The following is an 18,662-nucleotide window of genomic DNA, read 5'->3' on the forward strand; positions in this document are numbered from 1 at the left end:
TATCATGGTATGCATCAAAAACAGGACGTCATGACCGTGGCCATTTCAAAACCTCATCACATATTAGTCGTTGGTGGCGGAGCCGGCGGTTTAGAACTGGTAACTCGATTAGGGCACAAACTCGGTAAATATAACAAAGCCAGGATTACTTTAGTGGATGAGCAAACAGTCCATCTCTGGAAGCCTTTGCTTCATGAAGTCGCAGCGGGTTCTTTGGATTCAAACATAGATCAAATTAACTACTATGCTCACAGTGCTGATAGTTACTATGTCTTTCAACCAGGTCGCATGATTGGACTTAATCGAGAAGCGAAAACTATAAAACTGGGGCCTTTAGCGAATCATCATGGTGAAGTTGTCATCCCTGAAAGAAGTTTGTCTTACGACACTTTGGTGTTGGCAGTAGGAAGTTTAAGTAATGATTTTAATACCCCTGGTGTAAAAGAATATTGCTTATCCCTTGATAACCTGGAGCAAGCCAATGAGTTTCAGCAAAAATACTTAAACGAACTACTCTGCGCCCAATACGGCCCAGATAACCGCCAGGAACCTTTCCAAGTAGTTATTGTAGGTGCCGGTGCAACAGGAGTTGAATTGGCTGCTGAATTGCACCATACCTTAAGGCAAGCATCTGCTTATGGTCTGACAAGGCCCACGATTCAACTGGCTCAAATCAGTTTAATTGAAGCGGGGCCAAGAATTTTGCCGCCTTTGCCAGAAACAGTTGCGACAGCAGTTTTTGAGCGTCTCAAATCTTTAGGTATTCGCGTTTATACGCAAGAACAAGTCACCAGAGTAAGAAAAAATGGCATAGAAACCAGTTCAGGGAATTTCTACCCTGCCGACCTATCGGTTTGGGCTGCTGGTGTCAAAGCACCCGATTTTTTAGCTCAACTGGGCTTGGAAACGGATAAAATCAATCGATTGATCGTCAATAACAAATTACAAACGACTCTAGACCCCAATATTTTTGCAATTGGCGATTGTGCTTATGTTATTGATAAAGCGACTGGTATGCCCGTTCCACCTCGTGCACAAGCGGCTCATCAACAGGCTGAAATCTTGGTTAAATCTTTGCAAAACAAGCTTGAAAACAAACCTCTTATGGATTTCAAATACCAAGATCATGGCTCTTTGGTTGCTCTAAGCTGCTACGATGCTTTTGGAAGCCTTACGAGTTTCCGCAAGTGGCAACATTCCATAGGCGGAAAAGTAGCCCGGGTAATGTATAGAGCGCTTTATTTTTTACATTTGCAAGCTTTATATGGTTTTTGGGGAGCTATTACGATAAGACGGGCAAAAAAATTGCTTACAAAAAGAAGTCCTCGATTAAAACTGCATTTCAGTAAGTATTAATCCATACGAGGCCAGCCTAAGGGAGAATCAAATGAGCAAAGGTAAAAGCAGCCCGCCAGTTTGGAATCGTGTAGCCTTCCTCTTTCAAGGAGGTGGCGCTCTGGGTGCTTTTCAGGTGGGGGTCTATGAGGCACTGCATGAGGCCGGATATCAACTTGACTGGGTCAGTGGCATTTCAATTGGCGCCATCCATGCCGCTATTGTAGCCGGCAACAAACCCGAGCACCGAGTGGATAAACTCAAGGAGTTTTGGCAAATCATAGCAAGCCCGGCCTATTTTTCCTGGTGGGATCAATATCTGGAAAACATGGGGTTAAGACGCCTGTACAATCAAATGCACGCGCAGACCACCCTGCTGTTTGGTCAACCAGGATTTTTTAAGCCAAGATTGGTTAACCCTCATTTTTTATCCCAAAGCACTCCTGATGAAATCAGTTTTTATGATACGGCCATCTTAAGAGAAACCCTGGAGCATTTAATAGATTTTAATATTCTAAACAACGGCAAAACACGTCTTACCTTACCTGCAGTCCGCGTTGACAATGGTGAGCAAGTTTTATTTGATAGTAAAAACCAAATCATTTATCCCGAACACATTATGGCCAGCGGCGCGCTGCCTCCTGGATTTCCCGCAGTAAGAATTGATGGAGTGCTTTATTGGGATGGTGGCTTGGTCAACAACACACCTATTGAAGTGATTTTAAATGATTTGCCAAGGGTAAGTACTTTGTGTTTTATGATTCAATTATTCGATCCCGAGGGTAAAGAGCCGGCTACTTTGGATGAGGTGTTGCTTAAGCAGAAAGATTTAACCTATGCCAGCAATTACAAAAGAGCCATTAAATCTTTTTGTGAGGCACACGATTTACGGCATGCAATTACTGAATTATATGACTTACTTCCTGAAGCAATGAAAAAAGAACCAAAAGTTCAGGAAATCCGAGCTATGGGTTGCAGGACTGTTATGGTGATGGTTAGATTTCATCGTCATGCCATTGAAAGTGATTTGTCTTCCAAAGATTATGCCTTCTCCTCTTTGGCCATTTCAGAAGGGATCCGAATGGGATACCAACAAGCTTCAGATGCACTTAAAGACTCAGTATGGTTACAACCTGTTGACCCTCATGTAGGTGCTGTTCTCTACGATATGGCCCCTCATGAAGAGCCCGAAAAAACGACTTTTGTTCATGGCAAAAAGAAAAAGGAAGTGGCTAAGGACTAAATAAGTCCAGCCTGTTTAAAGTTGAGATAAGGAGTTTCTATGTGCAACATGAAATGCATCACCAATGGCCTAGTTGCGGGAATTGTGGCAGGAGTTTTTTTTGCAGTTTTTTTATTCAAAGCAGGCATGTTAACCACACTGGGTTCAATCATACATATGCCAACCCTCACCGGCGGCCTAATAGTCCATGCAATTGTGAGTCTCATCAGTGGAGTTCTATTTGCACTTATCCTTGGTTGGTTAATTCATTCCTGGGTCGCAGCAATCGTTTTGGGATTACTCGTTGGCTTGTTGATGTGGTCAATTGGCCCCATGACGCTTTTGCCCTACTTGGCAACCGGAGCTCCGTTGTTTTCGAAATGGAGCCTTGTTAGCATGCAAAACAACATTCCTCCTTTAATAGGTCACCTGGTTTACGGCCTCATACTCGCCGTCACCTTCTACGCCCTAAATAAGAAAGTTTAGATTTACTTTCCTTCCCAAGGGATAAGATGTTGATTTTCGTGTGCAAGGTATGCATTTTGCATACCTTGGGTATCGAAGCATTGTCAAGGAGAGAGAATGCGCGTTTTAATCGTCGGTGCCGGGATTGCAGGCCTCACTTTAGCGGCCTTACTTAAACAAAGAGAAATCCCTTGTGAGATCATTGAGCGACAAGCTAATTTGTCGAATGCTGGCTATATGCTTGGGATTTATCCTTTAGGCAGTAAAGTGTTGTATGGGTTAGGACTCATGAGAGACTTTATCGAAGGCACCGTTCCGGCGGACAATTACATCATGGCCAATGGGGAAAATGAAATCATTCAACAACTGCCCTTCTCTGAATTGTTTACAGCTTACGGTCCCTATCGTTGCTGTTCCCGAAAAGCTTTAATCCAGGTTTTACTTAAGGGCTGCGAAGGCATACCAATTCGTTTTAATTCAACCCTTGAATCTCTTTCGTCGTATGAGGATAAAGTGAGCGTGACATTCAACGACGGCAGCAAAGGAGAGTACGATTTGCTAGTAGGGGCAGACGGCATGCACTCCAGCGTTCGCCGTCTTGCATTTAATAAAAATGATTACGATTATTATGACACAGGCTGGGGTGGTTGGGTCTGGTGGAGTGATGATCCCATGCTCAATAAAAACATGATTAGGGAATTTTGGGGAGAAGGAACTTTTTTTGGAATCTATCCAACCGAAAACAAATTTGGCGTAATTGCTGTTACTCCAACTATGCCAGAAAAAGTGAAAGCTTACTCGGGGCGCGCAAATGACATAAAAAAGCAATTTCCTGAACTGGCTAAAATTTACCCCACTTTGTTTTCACAAATTCCAAAAGATGATGATGAACATTTTTTCTATTGGCCCTTATCTGATGTAAGAACAAAGCGATGGTACAGTGGTCGGGTTGCTTTGGTAGGAGACGCCGCGGTAGGATTTTTACCCACAGCTGGGATCGGCGCGTCCATGGCGATGGAATCTGCCGCCGTACTCGCTGATGAATTATCCCGTACAGACCAAAATTATCTGGGTTGGGCGTTGTCTTTATATCAGAAAAGTCGCCAGCAACGAGTTGAAAAAACGCAAAAAGACTCTCGGCAATTGGCCAAATTCATGTTCGTTAAATCAACAGTTTGGGCGAATCTAAGAAATTGGCTACTGCAATATTATTCGATTAAAAATCTGGCTAAGAGCATTGACAAAAGCTTTCAAGAGCCCATTTAAATGGGCTCTTCCTTCATAATTCTGATTAACATCTGCACACATAAGTTTCAAATTGAGTTAACCTAATTCATTAAAAATAACTCCTGGATAACCTTCAAAGTCATTGTGTCGAATCATGAGTCTGACTCATGAAACTCTTGGGCCTACATCCCACCCACAGTTACTGGACTAACAGGTTAATGGCGCAAGGAGAGTTAAACCGAAATTGCCATCATCCCAACCGCTGAAATTATTGTGAAAATCGGATATTATTTTGAAAACATTCAAAACCATGGATGAGGTTTTTAGGTATTGGAAAATTATAAGATAATGATTATGATAATTTTTCGAGTTGCCGTCTATCTTGTCGCTTTATAATAGATACTTTAATGAACCCTTCTTCTACAAAGACCGTTTATTTCCTTATCCCCTCATTGTTACTGCTGACTCTAATTATTTTGGAATTTCAGCTTATTTTATCCATGAACGGAGGCGTGTTTAGCTATAGCCTTGATGATCCTTATATTCATTTATCACTGGCTAAACACATAGCCAGAGGATGGTATGGACTTAGTTTTCTTGAACATGCCAGCCCCTCTTCAAGCATCCTTTGGCCCTTTTTACTAGCCCCATTGTCCTACTTTCCCTTTTTTGACATAGCCCCCTTCATACTGAATAGTTTTCTTTGTTTTTGTATTTTATGGATTTTAATTGATTTCTATTTATCAATCCAAAAAAGCATTGTCTTCAGTTGGGGCTATTTAATTGTATTCTGCCTACTTATACCGGGTTTTAATTTTATTGGTTTAATCTTTTCGGGCATGGAGCATGCTCTGCAGATGCTCCTGGCTGTGCTTCTTGTTATTGGCCTAATTAATGAAAGTAAATCTCATCGGACTTCAAGATGGTTGATTCTAGCTATTTTTTTAGGTCCTTTAGTGCGCTATGAAAGTCTGGCTTTATCCCTCCCTGCCTTAATTTTTTTATACTACCGCGGCCATCGCAAAACAGCGCTCTATACTTTGGCCATCCTGTTGCTTGCATTGGGATTGTTTAGTTTGTTTTTATATTCCATGAATCAACCACTTCTGCCCACCTCTACCTTAGTGAAGCTAAGCTATGGCTTTCATTGGGGTTTTGCTCAAAAATTGATGATGGGCATTCATGTTAATTTCATTCAGCGCCAAGCTTTGATTTTTCTGTTTTTACTGACTTGTTTCCTAGTCCTGATTCTGTACTCAGATACTTCTACAGTCAAAAAGCAGCTGCTCATGGTTTTAAGCGCAAGTCTGTTGCTGCACTTGCTGTTTGGAAGATTTAATTGGTATTACCGCTATGAAATGCATTTATATGCAGCCGCATGGGTATTAATTTTTTATCTTTTCTTCGACAGGGTTCCTGAGGAATCCGCCGGAAAAAGAAAAGGCTTCTTTTTTTTGTTGGTGCTGGGGTTCGTATTCGCCAGCTTACCGTATTTTACTGTACCGATCACCACCCCAATCGGCGCAAACAACATCTACATTCAACAATATCAAATGCGAAAATTCGTGCTGCAAAATTTAAAGGGGCCCGTTGCAGCCAATGACATCGGTTGGCTTTCTTTTGATAACCCCTATTACGTTTTAGATTTATGGGGGCTCGCAAATTATCGAGCGTATCAAGAGCGAGTTGCGGATATTTATTCAACCAATTGGATGGATCTGGAAACCAGGCAAGCTGGAATTAAGCTCGCGATGCTTTATAACAGCTGGTTTTACTCCGCCCCAGAAAATTGGCAGCTACTGGGATGCCTATACTTCAAAGGGCCATTAATTACTGCCGATGATCGTGTAGTGCATTTTTATGCAACCGACCACAAATATGCTTCGGAGTTATTGGATAAGCTTGGGCAATATCAAAAAGAATTGCCCAATGGGGCTGGTTTTGTATTTGACTGCTCATCAGTAGAAACTAAAAAAAGAAAGCAGAGCTAACCGATTTTTTATTTTCGCCATTCTTTCAATCCAATTTGAAAATTTCACTGATCCTTTAAATATTATGTTCACCGTTCCTCTGGCAAGTTGTGGCGCATTTTTATTTGCCTATTGTTTTGGCCAGTCCTTCAACATTTATACGCAGATAGGACTTATTACCTTAGTAGGTCTTGTGAGCAAACACGGGATTCTCATCGTGGAATTTGCCAATCAACTTAAGAAAAATCTAGAGGTACATGAAGCCGTTAAAAAAGCTGCTGTTTTGCGTCTTAGGCCAATCATAATGACCACAGGCGCTATGATTTTTGGAGTTCTTCCTCTGGTGTTTTCACAAGAAGCGGGGGCAGAGGCGCGTCACGCAATCGGATTCATACTATTGGGGGGACTGAGCTTGGGGACTTTATTCACTTTGTTCATTTTACCAACAATATTTTGTTCTTTTAAGATTGGGATGAAACACTAATCTGCTGCAAAATGCCTTCAACGCAACGGTCTACCGAAAGCTTTGAAGTGTCAAAAACAAAAACAGGGTATTTCCAAGTTTCATAATCCTTATCCACTACCTCTTGCCAGGTCGGTAGCCGGTGATTACAAATATCAGGCAATCTGCTCTCAACTCGTTTTCGATGTTCTCCAATATTTGAGCAAATTAATTCAACTTCAAAATAAGTTGAATCTGCTTCAAGCGCAACCTTCCGCCAAGCCTTTCTTGTAATCTCAAGCGGGTTTACGCAATCCGCAACAACATTTAAGCCTAATTTGAGGTTCTCTTTGGCTATAGCATAACTAATCACATAACCTTCTGGCCCAATAAAATCAGAGTTTGTTGTGGATGTTAATGCCTGCTCAATGGTATCAACCCTCAAGTACACAGCTTTTAATGCCTGCGCCAGCTTTCTTGAAATCGTCGTTTTACCCACGCCAGGAAGACCGCTAAAAATAATTAACACTGTTCTCTCGCTGTTTGATTCAGATTTTTTTGGGATGTTGAGATAACATCCACTCTATAATTCACATTCATTCAGCGTTCAACATTGAAAGCAAAATTCATCTCCAGTAAGCTTGGTGAAATCAAAAATGACGACAAGCTTAATATTATTACTAGGTAGTATAATGGAATTATCTCAACAACAAATGGACTTCTTTCAAACTAACGGCTATTTAATCCTTGAAGATTTCCTCACCTCAGCTGTTTGTGAAACTTTAATGGCTCAAATCCATTACTTAATCGATAAGCACCGAGATGAAATCCCAAGCACTATATTTTCAACGCAAACCAATGAGCATGCCCGTACGGATTATTTTTTAAATTCAGGGGATAAGATTCATTTCTTTTTTGAACCTGATGCTTTCCATGGAGCTGGTGGTTTAATTTATCCACTTGAACAGTCATTAAATAAAGTTGGTCATGCTCTACACGAATATGATCCTGTATTTCGCAAGCATTCGCGCGACTTACGCCTCAAAGAAATGTGCCAACAGTTGGGTTTCAAAAAACCTTGCCCAATACAGTCAATGTACATTTTCAAACAACCCAACATTGGTGCTGAGGTGAGTTGCCATCAGGATGCAACCTATTTACATGCCAGGGATGACCATGTATTGGGTTTTTGGTTTGCCCTTGAAGATGCCACGCAGGAAAATGGTTGCCTGGAAGTCATTCCCGGATCAGTTCTAACCCCTTTAACGAGGCGCATGATCAGGAGAAACAATGACATTTATTTTGAGGAGTATCAACAGCCAAGCTGGGATGAACAGGACGGCATTCCCCTTGAGGTAAAACAAGGATCCCTGGTTTTATTGAGTGGTCGCCTGCCTCATAAAAGCAATGCTAACCAATCAAAAAAATCGCGTCATGCCTTTACCCTTCATACCATCGATGCGGCCTATCCTTACCCAGCTACGAATTGGTTGCGATGGCCAAACGGCCTACCCAGTTGGTAAATCGAGGGTATATTTGATGCCGAAGCGAGATAAAACAGGAAGCAAAGACAAACGAAAACAAGTTTTTATTAAAAATTTTACTCTATTTAACAAGAACATACTTGTGAAATTTTATAATTTAAGTTGCATTAAATCCCATTTGGTGTAAAATTTGCCCAATGAAAAGAACGCTACTCTACTCATTACTGGCTATTTCTCTGTTAGGCGCGGGCTTTGCCGTATGGTGGTTTTGGCCAAATCCACCTCGACCCATTGCGCTGAAACAAGCCTCCTTTACAAGCCTTCCAGGCTGGGACAAGGCCAATGTTAGTAAGTCCTTGCAAACCTTTCAGATCTCTTGCAAGACTTTCTTAAAACAAGATCCCGAAAAACTGGTAGGCAGCCATCATTTGAATTTAAAGGCCAAAGATTGGCATCCGGCTTGCCAAGCAGCCCTTGCAATCAATTCGGTTACGCCTGAAAATGCAAAAGCATTTTTCCAGAAGTGGTTCACACCTCTTGAATTTTACAACGGCAAGCCTGTTCAGGGATTGTTTACCGGCTATTACATGCCTCTTCTTTATGGGAGCCGTACCAAAACTGATAAATTCAATGTTCCTATTTACGGACTTCCCTCAGATTTACTCACCATTGATCTAAGTCAATTTGATCCTAATTTAAAACATAAGAAATTAATCGGCCGTGTCTCTGGTCATAGAGTTGTGCCCTATTACACGAGAGCCCAAATCAATAAGGGTGCAATCAAAAAGAAAGCTCCAGTCCTTGTTTGGATTGATAATCCAGTCGACAGAGTCTTTTTAGAAATTCAAGGCTCAGGAATTGTTGAGCTGCCCGATGGCCAAAGGATTTATTTAGGCTATGCGGCACAAAATGGCGCCCCTTATACAGCCATCGCGAAAGTGTTAATCGACAAAGGCGTTATGACCAAACACAATGCGTCCATGCAAGCCATTAAGCGTTATTTAATGTCTCACCCCAAAGAGATGAATCAGGTTTTAAATCAGAATAAATCCTTCGTCTTTTTTGAAGAATTGAGAATGAATGCCGCCCTAGGAACTCAAGGAGTTGCATTAACACCCGGCTATTCTTTGGCTATCGATTTAAAATGGATTCCAATGGGGACCCCTCTTTGGCTAAACACCACAAGACCTGACAGACAGAGTGATAATCAAAAGCCATTCCAGCGGCTAATGATCGCTCAGGATACGGGTGGGGCCATTCGTGGTTTAGTGCGCGGGGATGTATTTTGGGGTGCTGGGAAAAAAGCAACCTATATTGCCGGTCATATGAAAAACGAAGGTCATTACTGGTTATTACTTCCTCACCATGCAACAGAGCGATTGCAGCAAGAATTTGCAACGCTGAAAGACAAAATCCCACTGGGTAAATAATTTAACTCACTTTTCTTACACTGGTTCGCCTGGATAAATGGCGAACCAGTTCAACGCATGGCTACTGTGTTTTAAGATGACTAATCAAAAAGCACATCAGATAAATCCTTATCCTCAGTAGGATTAGATAATGCTTCATCCAAACTGATAAACCGGTAACCATTTTCTCGATATAAATTAATTACATCCCCTAAAAAATGGCTATTAAGCAAGTTAGCATGGATTAAAAGAATTTGTTTAACGGGTTTATTGGGATTCAATTTAGCAGCCTTTGCCTCTGCTTTTAGCGTTTGATTCCAAATAAATGCGAGATAACGTTTGCGCAATTGTGGAAGGTTTTTCTCGCGTAAACGGTAAGGAATAGCAAATAGTTGCTGGTTAAACATAAAGTCCTTGCTGTCAATCGTTACAGGTGCAATCCGATAGCCATGAGCTGCAAGATAATCATGGACTTGTTGCTTTTTTTCCCCTGAGCTTTCGGCCAGATAAGGATAACGGAAATATTTGTGTTGTGGGAATAAAGGAGCCAAGATTTTATCAGCACGCTCAATGTCACCGATGTATTTTTCGGCGGTTTGTCCATTTAAGCTTTTGTGAGAATAGGTATGATTGCCTAAGTCAAATCCTGCTTTTCGAAATTGTTCCAGCAGTTCCCACTGCCCTTCTTCAATCGATCCAGCGATAACAAAGCCAGTGACGGGTATTTTTTGCTCGTTTAAGGTGCGTAGCATCTGGGTAAAGCGTTCATTTTCGCGTTGTAACTTGGCGCTGTTGCCATTGCAGGAGCCCACAAATGGCAAATCGTCGATGGTAATTGCAATTTCCTTCTCCTGGGCATAGGACCAATGATAAAAAAAGCATCCTAATGCTACCCATAGAATGTATTTTTTCATTTACTTAATCCCTTGAATAGAATTTTGCTTCCTTCGGAACTTGCAATCTTTGTACCACACTTAGGAAAAATTCAAAGGTATTAATCTTGGATCTCAAGCCACTGAAGCTTCCACAACTTAAAGAGAAAAGCTCGATCTTGTGTCTTCTCAAGGAAATTGGCCAACGATTCAAGATTGAGTAAACGATGGTTAGCCACACAGCGAATTAATTCCTCTGAGACTCCTTCGGTATGCCATTGTTCAGCGTTGATGAATAAGTTGAGCCCCTTTTCATCTTCTTCGTAAGCGTAGCGGCAAAGAGGATTGCGAGACAAACCTTTTGATTGCAACAATCGTTTAAGAAACTGTTCTTCTTTAACTTTTTTAACTGAGGGTGAGGGTAATAAATCTTCCGCGTGCCTATCCAGCCTGGTTACAAAACGGGCAAACCAATTTTTCATTCTGTTGTCATCTTCGAAAAGCTCTTTGAGGAACTCACGGGCTTTTTGCCAAGCTTCTAAGGGTATCTGTGAGGGGGCCTTTAATTGATTCCACTCCGGATCCTTAAATAAAGCAATGTTTTCATGCTCTGCTAAGAAATCGGTGAAATCCTCAAGCATTTCCCTCCCCTGATAGCTGCGATAGCCAAAAGAATACGTCATGCAATCGGAAGACACAGCCACGCCATGATGGCCAATATGGGGAGGCAAATACAGCATATCTCCTTCTTCTAACAGGTATTCTTCTTCAATTTCAAAATCTTGCATAATCCGCAACTCAACCCCGGCCAAACAATTTTCAGGTTGACAATTTTTGGATGTCAGAGACCAACGTCTAGATCCTAGCGCTTGATATAAAAATACATCGTAATGATCAAAATGAGGTCCTACATTACCGCCCCTTGTCGCATAACTGATCATCACATCATCAATTCGCCATTGAGGGAGAAAATTGAAGTGATCCAACAACAAATGAACCTCGGGAATGAAGCGATCCACTCCCTGCACCAGCAAAGTCCATCGGGTTTCTGGCAGTTCTTTAAAGTCATTCAGTAAAAAAGGTCCACGCTTGAGGTGCCAATATGGCGCTTGTTGAGTTTCGGTGACTATTCGGCTTTCTATTTCTTCTTCCATGGCCAAACCAGCTAATTCTTCCGGGCTTAAGGGATTTTGAAAATCAGTAAATGCTTTGCGGATTACCAGTGGTTTTTTCTGCCAATAGGAGCTAAGAAATTCTTCAGTGTTTAAATCTTTAAAATGAATCATAGTTTCTATGCACTCCTTAGTGCGAATCGTTTCGAATTCATGCAACACTTTAATTTAATGATTATTAAGGTGAAACAAAGATAATTTTGTTCTGGATTGGCTATAGTTTAAGTATCTGGATAAAGGATAAAAAACCATGGATAAAAAGAAAATACTCTGCCTCTCTGCGCTGATTTCAATCTCCACCACCGCCTTTGCTGAGTTCCCAGTGTGCCAAAGTAATGAGCAAATTCTATTTGCTTGCACCACAAAGAACAACAAAATTATTTCACTATGCGCACCAGCAGAGCTGTCTTTACATTCTGTGGTTCGCTATCATTTTGGCCAAGCGGGGAAGCCTGAGTTTTCTTATCCGGCGAACGCCCTTCCAGCCAGTAAAGCATTTACTGGAAGAGCACAAATGTTTAGTGGTGGAGGTGGCATTTATCTGCGTTTTCATAACCGCGGCTATGATTATATTTTATATAATGGAGTCGGCAAGGGATGGAAGGTCAGCGGTGTAGTTGTGCTCAATCAAGGTCAATTTATGAGCTATCAAGCCTGTACAACTGAACCTACCTCTGAATTATCGCCTGATGTATTAGAAAAATTAAGCATCCCTCTGGATTCTGATGAACATGAATTTTTTCCAGGAGACATTCCTGAGCTTGCTCAGGGTAGTGATTCAAAAAGCCAGAATGAACCCAGTTTAAAAGCTATTAAAACTTGTTACGACAAAGCACTCAGTGTAATGGACATTAAAATTTGTGCTAATCGTGAGTATGGTTTTTATGATGATTTATTGAATAAACAATATCAAAAACTTATGAACCTATTACCCGCTGAGAAGCGGGAGCTCCTAATCGACACGCAAAGGGCTTGGCTTACCTACCGTCAAAAACAATGTAATTTTCTAAGCCTGCAGCATGAAGGAGGAACAATGGAGCCTGTGGATTTAATCCAATGCTACATTAGTCTCGACAAGGATAGAATTGAAGCGTTAAACCATTTTATGACGAGTTATCAGAAAGGTCTTTAATTCCAAAGGTGAATCATTCATGGACGTCAAGTTACGTATTTACAAAGATAGAACAGCTCTTGCAAAACTGATAGCCCAAATGAATCAACAGGATTATCAACTCCTGGAGGCTATGTTGCCGGTGGGCTCCAAGAATATTCAAAAAGCGGAACCATCATGCAAGTCAGCATATAACAAGCTTATAGCTATTGTTGCTCCAATGCAGTCCATTCCCCTGCGCTATCAAGCCTTTGGTATTCCTGTAAAGGTTCGATTAAAATAAGAGTATGTTGGTTGATTATTAGCCATAACTGTGTAGGCAAGGAGACAGTCATGAAAAAAGAAGGAAAGAAAGATCATCCCGAAGTAAGAACCACCAAAAATATTTGCGACATCACACCTGGGCACAAAAACACGCGCGATGTTTGCGACGTTGTAAATAAACAAACCGGGAAAACGTTGCAGAACAATGACAAACCGAAAAAATAACCAGGATTGCGGATCAAATGATGAAAATTTCCCGCATCACACTAAATAAAGCCGTTGAAGCCGGCATTATTTCTGCTAAACAAGCGGATGACTTAGTTGATTTTGTTAAGCACCAGCCAGAACAAACGCCCAGTTTTAATATGACCAATGTGTTGTATTATTTGGGAGGTTTGTTAGCCATTGGGGCCATGAGCCTATTCATGAATCTGGGCTGGGAAATGTTTGGGGGCTGGGGAATTGTATATTTATCCCTGCTCTATGCGGTTTTAGGCTTATTGCTAGCTCATCAATTTGCCAAAAAATCCTTGTTTATCCCGGCAGGAATTTGTGCGACTTTCGTCATTGCAATAACCCCTCTAGCCATCTATGGTTTGCAATTGGCTATAGGCTGGTGGCCCAATGACAGTCCTTATCGTGAGTACCACAATACAGTGGAGTGGAACTGGATTTTAATGGAATTGGGCACTTTATTAGTTGCTGTTGTTCTGGCCTGGATTTATCGATACCCATTTATGTTAATGCCAATTGCTGTGACCTTATGGTACATGTCTATGGACATAAGCCTTTTATTTGCGGGGCAAGATGCATCTTTTCAATTAAGTGCCCAAATTTCAATGTATTTCGGACTTATCATGATTTTGTTGGCTTTTTGGGTCGATTTGCGATCAAGAGCCAGTTTGGATTATGCATTTTGGCTGTATTTATTTGGCGTTATCACTTTCTGGGGAGGCTTAACTTGCCAATACTCAGACAGTGAGTGGGCGAAATTTTTTTATTGTTGCGTTAATCTCCTCATGATAATAATAGGCGTTATTTTGGTGCGTAAGGTATTTGTTATTTTTGGAGCTATCGGGTTTGGGGTATATTTAGGTTATCTCGCCTCGCAAGTTTTTAAGAACAGTATTTTGTTTCCTGTAGCACTCGCATTCATCGGATTTTTAATCATTTATTTAGGAACTTTATGGCAAAAACATGAGGCTTTTTTAACCGAAAAGGCTCAATCCATACTGCCGAGGCAACTTCGGGAATTGTTGCAGGCAAGGAATGATTAAATCTCAAGCCAATGGTGAATACGTTGGCGAATCAATTATCTTGGCGCATCGTATCGTTGTTCCAAGCCTTTTGAAAATACAATCTGCCAAAGTTGAAGCATTCGGCTCTTGAAGCCCCCTGCACAACTCAATAAATAATAATTCCACATACGAAAGAACGTTTCATCGTATTTATGCTTTAATCGATGCCAGTTCTTGTTAAAATTTTCATGCCAGGATAGAAGAGTTTGATAGTAATCAGGGCCAAAATTTTGCCAGTCTTCCATAATCAGCAGCTGTTCACTTGCCTGTCCGATTTGGGCTATAGAGGGTATCATTCCATTTGGGAAAATATATTTGGATATCCAGGGTATCGTCTGAGTCGTACTTTCATTGCCGCCAATAGTATGAAGCAAAAATAGCCCATCCTCCTTTAGACATCTGGAAACCACCCTCATGTAACGATGATAATTAAAATATCCCACGTGTTCGAACATCCCTAAGGAGGCCACACGATCAAACTGCCCGGTTACATCACGATAATCTTGAAAATGAATCTTAACCGGCAAACCCTTACAGCGTTCACGGGCAAGCTCGCACTGCCTCTGAGAAATAGTAATACCCAACACGTTAACTTCATAATGCCTCGCTGCATGTTCGGCCAATCCTCCCCATCCACAGCCAATGTCCAATAACGTCAAACCGGGTTTTAAAAACAGTTTTTGACAGGCTAAATCCAATTTAGCCGTTTGCGCTTGTTCCAAACTATGTGCGTTTTTCCAATAGCCGCAGGTATAAGTCATCTTGCTATCCAGCATCGCTTCAAATAAATCATTCCCCCGATCATAATGTTTGCGACCGACCTGCAAGCCGCGTTTTTTTGTTTGAAAGTTAAGGATTTTTGACAGCAAGAGCCTAAATGCCAATTTGGGCTGTAACTTAATCTTGCTTGCAATATCAGCTCTGATGATTCTTTCAAAAAAAAGGTCGAGTCTTTCACAATCCCACCAACCTTCCATGTAGGACTCGCCAAGGCCTAAATCAGCATTCTTTAAAACACGCTCATAAAATTGCTCATCGTGGACATGAATATCCCAAGGAGATTTGCCATTTACTTGAATATTTGCCATATCCAGTAATTTAAGTACGATTTCTTTCGATTTATTTATCCTATGCATGAGGACCTTTCCTGCTGAGAACAAAACCATGAAGAGATGGGCTTTTAGTAGCTGGCAGTAGCGTATCTTTGAAAAGGGTTAGCATGACCTGGTGGTCATGCTAACTGTAAGAAATTATGGGTTTGTTTTTGTAGTGGTCGTACTAGAACCGGTATTATCTGTACCAGTAGAGGTGCCAGTCCCAGTTGTATCAGTACCAGTGCCTGTTGTAGTGCTTGTAGTACCAGAAGTACTTTCAGTACCTGTAGATGGAGTGATTACATTGGTTGTACTACCTGGAGTAGTGGTGGTTGTGGCAGGGGTTGTAGCAGGTGTCTCTACATTCACGTTCGTTCCAGCAGGCGTGGTGGTCGTCGTACGCGGAGCTCCAAAGAAATACCATAATGCGATACCGGCAAGGATTATTATTACAATAATAGCAACAATACCGACACTGTTATCATCTCTATCAGCCATGACTTTCTCCTTCTTTCCTTATTTAATAGTATAAGTATAGTATTTAAAAATAATATGCTTAAATTTTTTTTCTTTTAATAACAAGTTTTTAAAACACCATTAATGATAACCAGCTCAAAACCACAAAGCTAGGGGGTAATGCAATTTTCTTATTCTTCCTCCTTACATTTATTCACTAAAATAGCTTCTGGGTAAGGTTTTATCGTGCGTCCGTTCCGAGTTGCAAAAGCTTTGGTAAATTCAGCACCTATAAATAGAATTTGAGCGGAATAATAAACCCAAACCAATACAATTATTAATGATCCAGCGGCACCAAAACCGTCTTGTACATTTACATTAACCAGATAAATACCTAATAAGTATTTACCTAAGGTAAACAATAAACTCGTTACAAAAGCACCTAACCAAACGTCACGCCAAAAAACGTTTACATCGGGCAATATCTTAAATATTAAAGCAAAAAGACAAGTAATTCCAAGAAGTGAGATTATGCTATTGATTATCCATGCAATAAACTCTCCGGCGGGCAATAAATGACTGGTATAACTACTAATCATGGACAACACAACCGATAAAATCAGTGAAACCAATAATAAAAAGCCTATGCCAAGAACCATCGTAAACGAAAAAAACCGATCTTTAATAATTCCCATGATTCCCCGTCCGGGTTTAGGCTCCACACCCCAAATGGCATTTAAACCAGTCTGTAGCTCACCAAAAACACCTGAAGCGCCAAATAAAAGGATAATTACAGCAACCGCTTGCGCCAACAGACTGGTTTCCGGATTATAAGCACTGACAATCATGGTTTTAATTTGAATGGCGCTTCCGGCCCCGAATATGTCACTGATTTTTGACAAAAGCTGTCCCTGCACAGCATCTCTGCCAAAGATTAGTCCTGCGATAGCGATAGCAATGATTAAAATAGGTCCAACTGAAAAAATGGTGTAATAAGCCAATGCTGCGGCCAGAGAAGAGACTCTATCTTCACTCCAACCATTCAAGGTCTTTTTAAGAAGAACTAAAAAACTTTGAAAACTCATGATTCTTTCCATTTAATCACTAAGGCATCCTTTAAAAATATTATAGACAATATGGCTGCTATCAAATCACTCAGATTTAAGAATTCCACACTTGTTGCACTTGAGTTCTTATTGGTGTGTAATAATTCAAACAATAGTGAAGGAGCACAAAATGGCACTAAGCCCCACGGCTAAACAATTATTTCACAATTTGCTAGAGGATTATAAGCACTCAAAGGATAAGCATCATCACTCCATATACAACAAACTTTTAATCATTCTTGATGAAATTAAATCCAGACCGGCTCTTTACAGTGATCATAAACTGATTAGCCTTCTTTCCACTTCTGCACACGTTCTGGCAGAAAATAATCCTCATTTCTCTTCATGCATTAGCAAATTTATAATCACTTATCATCAAAAACATCCCTTGACTTTACTGATAGAGTGCGATGAGTTCCTAGAAAGCAATGATGAGGAATACTCTACTGCAGAGCAATCGTCTTTCAGTCCTTTCTTTAAAGAATTGCAACAGGCTCTTGAAATTCGGGCGAAGAGAATGGAGAACCCTGATACCAAAGCTAAATTTTCATTATTGCCTTAGTTGAAAAGCCTATTATCGTCACACTATCTTTCATGGCCTAAACTGTGTTAATTTTCAAATTGTTGGGGAATTTCATCACGCATCAATGGATCAACTCATTATGGAAGAACAAGAGGTCAAAAACAGTGCTGGCTGGGAATTAAAAATTTTAGGTTTTCTGGCAATTTGCTTCATTTTTTATATTGGCTATCCCCTTTTGTTCCCGCTATTCCTTTCATTTTTTTTATACTCTTTGCTCAATCCCTTCATGCAATTTTTTTTAGCACTCAAGCTACCCCGCATGTTGGCGGCTGCTATTATTACCGTTCTAATAGTAGGCTTATTGAGCTTGGCCATCTCAGTTTTAATGGGCCCTGCTTCTGAATGGGTTGATAAGGCCCCGGAAAATTTCGACATCATCGAACATAAATTTTCTTTTATTAAAAAACCATTGGCTAAACTCAATGAAGCAATAAAAACCGCTGAACATTTTACCGACTCTAAGAAAGTGCAGAAGGTTGAAATCACACAGCCAACCAATATTGGCTATTCCATTTTTGATTTAACCACAAATGCTATATTCATGATTTTCCTAACGGCGCTTTTCCTATTTTTTCTATTGGTTTATCTTAAAACCATCTTCGATAAACTAGCCCAGGTCAGCACCTATCGCCAAACCACAGTGGCAATGAATTTTTTTCATACCGTCCAGACTGACATTTCAACTTATTTGGGAACCTTTACCCTCATCTGCATTGGCCTTGGAGCTGCCATAGCGGTGGAATTGTATTTTTTAGATTTACCCAATGCGGCCCTTTGGGGGGTTATGGCTGCTCTTCTTAATTTTATTCCTTACATTGGCCCATCCATCGGCATAGGCGTCGTATTTTTCGTATCTTTATTAACCTTCGACTCTTATATTCAAATACTGCTGCCCCCACTGCTTTATTTGTTAACAAGCACAATCGAAGGACAAATCATAACTCCTATACTTATCGGCCATCGCATGAACCTTAACCCTCTAGTTGTGTTTTTTAGCATTGTATTTTGGGTGTGGATTTGGGGTATTGGTGGCGCATTATTGTCTATACCGCTTTTGGCTATGGTCAAAATCATGATGGAACACATGCCCTCTATATCAAAATACAGCCTGTTGCTAGAAAAATAATACAGTTTGATAAAATCATGTTTATC

20 protein-coding genes are annotated in these 18,662 nt (G+C 40.7%); 14 read left to right on the forward strand and 6 right to left on the reverse strand.

Features of this window, described 5'->3' with window-relative positions:
- Window positions 1-9: 9 nt before the first annotated feature.
- From EL203_RS07825 to EL203_RS07850, 6 genes are all read left to right on the forward strand, one after another.
- A complete protein-coding gene (locus EL203_RS07825; protein ID WP_232003916.1) occupies window positions 10-1,356 on the forward strand; it encodes an NAD(P)/FAD-dependent oxidoreductase in 1,347 nt (448 codons plus the stop codon).
- Window positions 1,357-1,387: 31 nt separating this feature from the next.
- Window positions 1,388-2,578 carry a patatin-like phospholipase family protein gene (locus EL203_RS07830; RefSeq protein WP_058470850.1) on the forward strand — a complete coding sequence of 397 codons (1,191 nt, stop codon included), beginning with the start codon at window positions 1,388-1,390 and terminating at the stop codon, window positions 2,576-2,578.
- 39 nt (window positions 2,579-2,617) lie between these two features.
- The gene (locus tag EL203_RS07835) at window positions 2,618-3,043 is read left to right on the forward strand and encodes a hypothetical protein (protein WP_058470849.1); all 426 of its coding nucleotides are present in this window, start codon (window positions 2,618-2,620) and stop codon (window positions 3,041-3,043) included.
- 96 nt (window positions 3,044-3,139) lie between these two features.
- Window positions 3,140-4,288, forward strand: coding sequence for an FAD-dependent oxidoreductase (locus EL203_RS07840; RefSeq protein WP_058470848.1), 1,149 nt, complete (start codon window positions 3,140-3,142; stop codon window positions 4,286-4,288).
- A 368-nt stretch (window positions 4,289-4,656) separates the two neighbouring features.
- Window positions 4,657-6,240 carry a hypothetical protein gene (locus EL203_RS07845; RefSeq protein ID WP_058470847.1) on the forward strand — a complete coding sequence of 528 codons (1,584 nt, stop codon included), beginning with the start codon at window positions 4,657-4,659 and terminating at the stop codon, window positions 6,238-6,240.
- A 64-nt stretch (window positions 6,241-6,304) separates the two neighbouring features.
- Entirely contained in the window at window positions 6,305-6,703 is a 399-nt protein-coding gene (locus EL203_RS07850; protein ID WP_058470846.1) for an efflux RND transporter permease subunit, read from the forward strand.
- Here the strand turns inward: EL203_RS07850 and EL203_RS14670 are convergent.
- On the reverse strand, window positions 6,681-7,190 hold the full coding sequence (locus tag EL203_RS14670; protein ID WP_058470845.1) for an AAA family ATPase: 510 nt from the start codon (window positions 7,188-7,190) through the stop codon (window positions 6,681-6,683). The genes EL203_RS07850 and EL203_RS14670 overlap by 23 nt on opposite strands.
- A gap of 163 nt (window positions 7,191-7,353) precedes the next feature.
- Between EL203_RS14670 and EL203_RS07860 the strand changes: the two genes are divergently transcribed.
- Both EL203_RS07860 and mltA read left to right on the forward strand, forming a co-directional pair.
- Complete coding sequence (locus EL203_RS07860) at window positions 7,354-8,184, forward strand: phytanoyl-CoA dioxygenase family protein (RefSeq protein WP_058470844.1); 831 nt, start codon at window positions 7,354-7,356, stop codon at window positions 8,182-8,184.
- Between the two features lie 158 nt (window positions 8,185-8,342).
- Entirely contained in the window at window positions 8,343-9,575 is a 1,233-nt protein-coding gene (gene mltA, locus EL203_RS07865; protein ID WP_058470843.1) for a murein transglycosylase A, read from the forward strand.
- Window positions 9,576-9,655: 80 nt separating this feature from the next.
- Here the strand turns inward: mltA and EL203_RS07870 are convergent, their stop codons facing one another.
- Window positions 9,656-10,468 carry a polysaccharide deacetylase family protein gene (locus EL203_RS07870; protein ID WP_058470842.1) on the reverse strand — a complete coding sequence of 271 codons (813 nt, stop codon included), beginning with the start codon at window positions 10,466-10,468 and terminating at the stop codon, window positions 9,656-9,658.
- A gap of 80 nt (window positions 10,469-10,548) precedes the next feature.
- Window positions 10,549-11,712, reverse strand: coding sequence for a JmjC domain-containing protein (locus EL203_RS07875; protein ID WP_058470841.1), 1,164 nt, complete (start codon window positions 11,710-11,712; stop codon window positions 10,549-10,551).
- Window positions 11,713-11,848: 136 nt separating this feature from the next.
- On the opposite strand from EL203_RS07875, the gene EL203_RS07880 reads away from it, so the two are divergent.
- The 4 genes from EL203_RS07880 to EL203_RS07890 are packed head-to-tail and all read left to right on the forward strand — an operon-like array spanning window position 11,849 to window position 14,250.
- Window positions 11,849-12,730, forward strand: a complete 882-nt coding sequence (locus EL203_RS07880; protein ID WP_058470840.1) for a lysozyme inhibitor LprI family protein — start codon at window positions 11,849-11,851, stop codon at window positions 12,728-12,730.
- A 19-nt stretch (window positions 12,731-12,749) separates the two neighbouring features.
- Window positions 12,750-12,992, forward strand: a complete 243-nt coding sequence (locus EL203_RS07885; protein ID WP_058470839.1) for a hypothetical protein — start codon at window positions 12,750-12,752, stop codon at window positions 12,990-12,992.
- Between the two features lie 50 nt (window positions 12,993-13,042).
- Window positions 13,043-13,198 carry a hypothetical protein gene (locus tag EL203_RS14390; RefSeq protein WP_156413822.1) on the forward strand — a complete coding sequence of 52 codons (156 nt, stop codon included), beginning with the start codon at window positions 13,043-13,045 and terminating at the stop codon, window positions 13,196-13,198.
- Window positions 13,199-13,218: 20 nt separating this feature from the next.
- Window positions 13,219-14,250 carry a hypothetical protein gene (locus tag EL203_RS07890; protein ID WP_058472188.1) on the forward strand — a complete coding sequence of 344 codons (1,032 nt, stop codon included), beginning with the start codon at window positions 13,219-13,221 and terminating at the stop codon, window positions 14,248-14,250.
- Between the two features lie 35 nt (window positions 14,251-14,285).
- Here EL203_RS07890 and cfa read toward each other — a convergent pair whose 3' ends face one another.
- From cfa to EL203_RS07905, 3 genes are all read right to left on the reverse strand, one after another.
- Window positions 14,286-15,407: a cyclopropane fatty acyl phospholipid synthase gene (gene cfa / locus EL203_RS07895; protein ID WP_058470838.1), complete on the reverse strand. Its 1,122-nt coding sequence runs from the start codon at window positions 15,405-15,407 to the stop codon at window positions 14,286-14,288.
- A 114-nt stretch (window positions 15,408-15,521) separates the two neighbouring features.
- Window positions 15,522-15,863 carry a hypothetical protein gene (locus tag EL203_RS07900; RefSeq protein ID WP_058470837.1) on the reverse strand — a complete coding sequence of 114 codons (342 nt, stop codon included), beginning with the start codon at window positions 15,861-15,863 and terminating at the stop codon, window positions 15,522-15,524.
- A 149-nt stretch (window positions 15,864-16,012) separates the two neighbouring features.
- Window positions 16,013-16,906 carry a YihY/virulence factor BrkB family protein gene (locus tag EL203_RS07905; protein ID WP_058470836.1) on the reverse strand — a complete coding sequence of 298 codons (894 nt, stop codon included), beginning with the start codon at window positions 16,904-16,906 and terminating at the stop codon, window positions 16,013-16,015.
- A 151-nt stretch (window positions 16,907-17,057) separates the two neighbouring features.
- Between EL203_RS07905 and EL203_RS07910 the strand changes: the two genes are divergently transcribed.
- Entirely contained in the window at window positions 17,058-17,489 is a 432-nt protein-coding gene (locus EL203_RS07910; protein ID WP_058470835.1) for a hypothetical protein, read from the forward strand.
- A gap of 100 nt (window positions 17,490-17,589) precedes the next feature.
- Window positions 17,590-18,636, forward strand: a complete 1,047-nt coding sequence (locus EL203_RS07915) for an AI-2E family transporter (RefSeq protein WP_058470834.1) — start codon at window positions 17,590-17,592, stop codon at window positions 18,634-18,636.
- Window positions 18,637-18,662: the final 26 nt, after the last annotated feature.

It is taken from the genome of Legionella jordanis, assembly GCF_900637635.1.
GTDB classification, from domain to species: Bacteria; Pseudomonadota; Gammaproteobacteria; order Legionellales; family Legionellaceae; genus Tatlockia; species Tatlockia jordanis.

Bases quoted from the DNA above. Each gene is read 5' to 3' on its own strand.
- EL203_RS07825 (WP_232003916.1), top strand. From the start codon at position 10: ATGCATCAAAAACAGGACGTCATGACCGTGGCCATTTCAAAACCTCAT.
- EL203_RS07830 (WP_058470850.1), top strand. From the start codon at position 1,388: ATGAGCAAAGGTAAAAGCAGCCCGCCAGTTTGGAATCGTGTAGCCTTC.
- EL203_RS07835 (WP_058470849.1), top strand. From the start codon at position 2,618: ATGTGCAACATGAAATGCATCACCAATGGCCTAGTTGCGGGAATTGTG.
- EL203_RS07840 (WP_058470848.1), top strand. From the start codon at position 3,140: ATGCGCGTTTTAATCGTCGGTGCCGGGATTGCAGGCCTCACTTTAGCG.
- EL203_RS07845 (WP_058470847.1), top strand. From the start codon at position 4,657: ATGAACCCTTCTTCTACAAAGACCGTTTATTTCCTTATCCCCTCATTG.
- EL203_RS07850 (WP_058470846.1), top strand. From the start codon at position 6,305: ATGTTCACCGTTCCTCTGGCAAGTTGTGGCGCATTTTTATTTGCCTAT.
- EL203_RS07860 (WP_058470844.1), top strand. From the start codon at position 7,354: ATGGAATTATCTCAACAACAAATGGACTTCTTTCAAACTAACGGCTAT.
- mltA (WP_058470843.1), top strand. From the start codon at position 8,343: ATGAAAAGAACGCTACTCTACTCATTACTGGCTATTTCTCTGTTAGGC.
- EL203_RS07870 (WP_058470842.1), bottom strand. From the start codon at position 10,468: ATGAAAAAATACATTCTATGGGTAGCATTAGGATGCTTTTTTTATCAT.
- EL203_RS07875 (WP_058470841.1), bottom strand. From the start codon at position 11,712: ATGATTCATTTTAAAGATTTAAACACTGAAGAATTTCTTAGCTCCTAT.
- EL203_RS07880 (WP_058470840.1), top strand. From the start codon at position 11,849: ATGGATAAAAAGAAAATACTCTGCCTCTCTGCGCTGATTTCAATCTCC.
- EL203_RS07885 (WP_058470839.1), top strand. From the start codon at position 12,750: ATGGACGTCAAGTTACGTATTTACAAAGATAGAACAGCTCTTGCAAAA.
- EL203_RS14390 (WP_156413822.1), top strand. From the start codon at position 13,043: ATGAAAAAAGAAGGAAAGAAAGATCATCCCGAAGTAAGAACCACCAAA.
- EL203_RS07890 (WP_058472188.1), top strand. From the start codon at position 13,219: ATGAAAATTTCCCGCATCACACTAAATAAAGCCGTTGAAGCCGGCATT.
- cfa (WP_058470838.1), bottom strand. From the start codon at position 15,407: ATGCATAGGATAAATAAATCGAAAGAAATCGTACTTAAATTACTGGAT.
- EL203_RS07900 (WP_058470837.1), bottom strand. From the start codon at position 15,863: ATGGCTGATAGAGATGATAACAGTGTCGGTATTGTTGCTATTATTGTA.
- EL203_RS07905 (WP_058470836.1), bottom strand. From the start codon at position 16,906: ATGAGTTTTCAAAGTTTTTTAGTTCTTCTTAAAAAGACCTTGAATGGT.
- EL203_RS07910 (WP_058470835.1), top strand. From the start codon at position 17,058: ATGGCACTAAGCCCCACGGCTAAACAATTATTTCACAATTTGCTAGAG.
- EL203_RS07915 (WP_058470834.1), top strand. From the start codon at position 17,590: ATGGAAGAACAAGAGGTCAAAAACAGTGCTGGCTGGGAATTAAAAATT.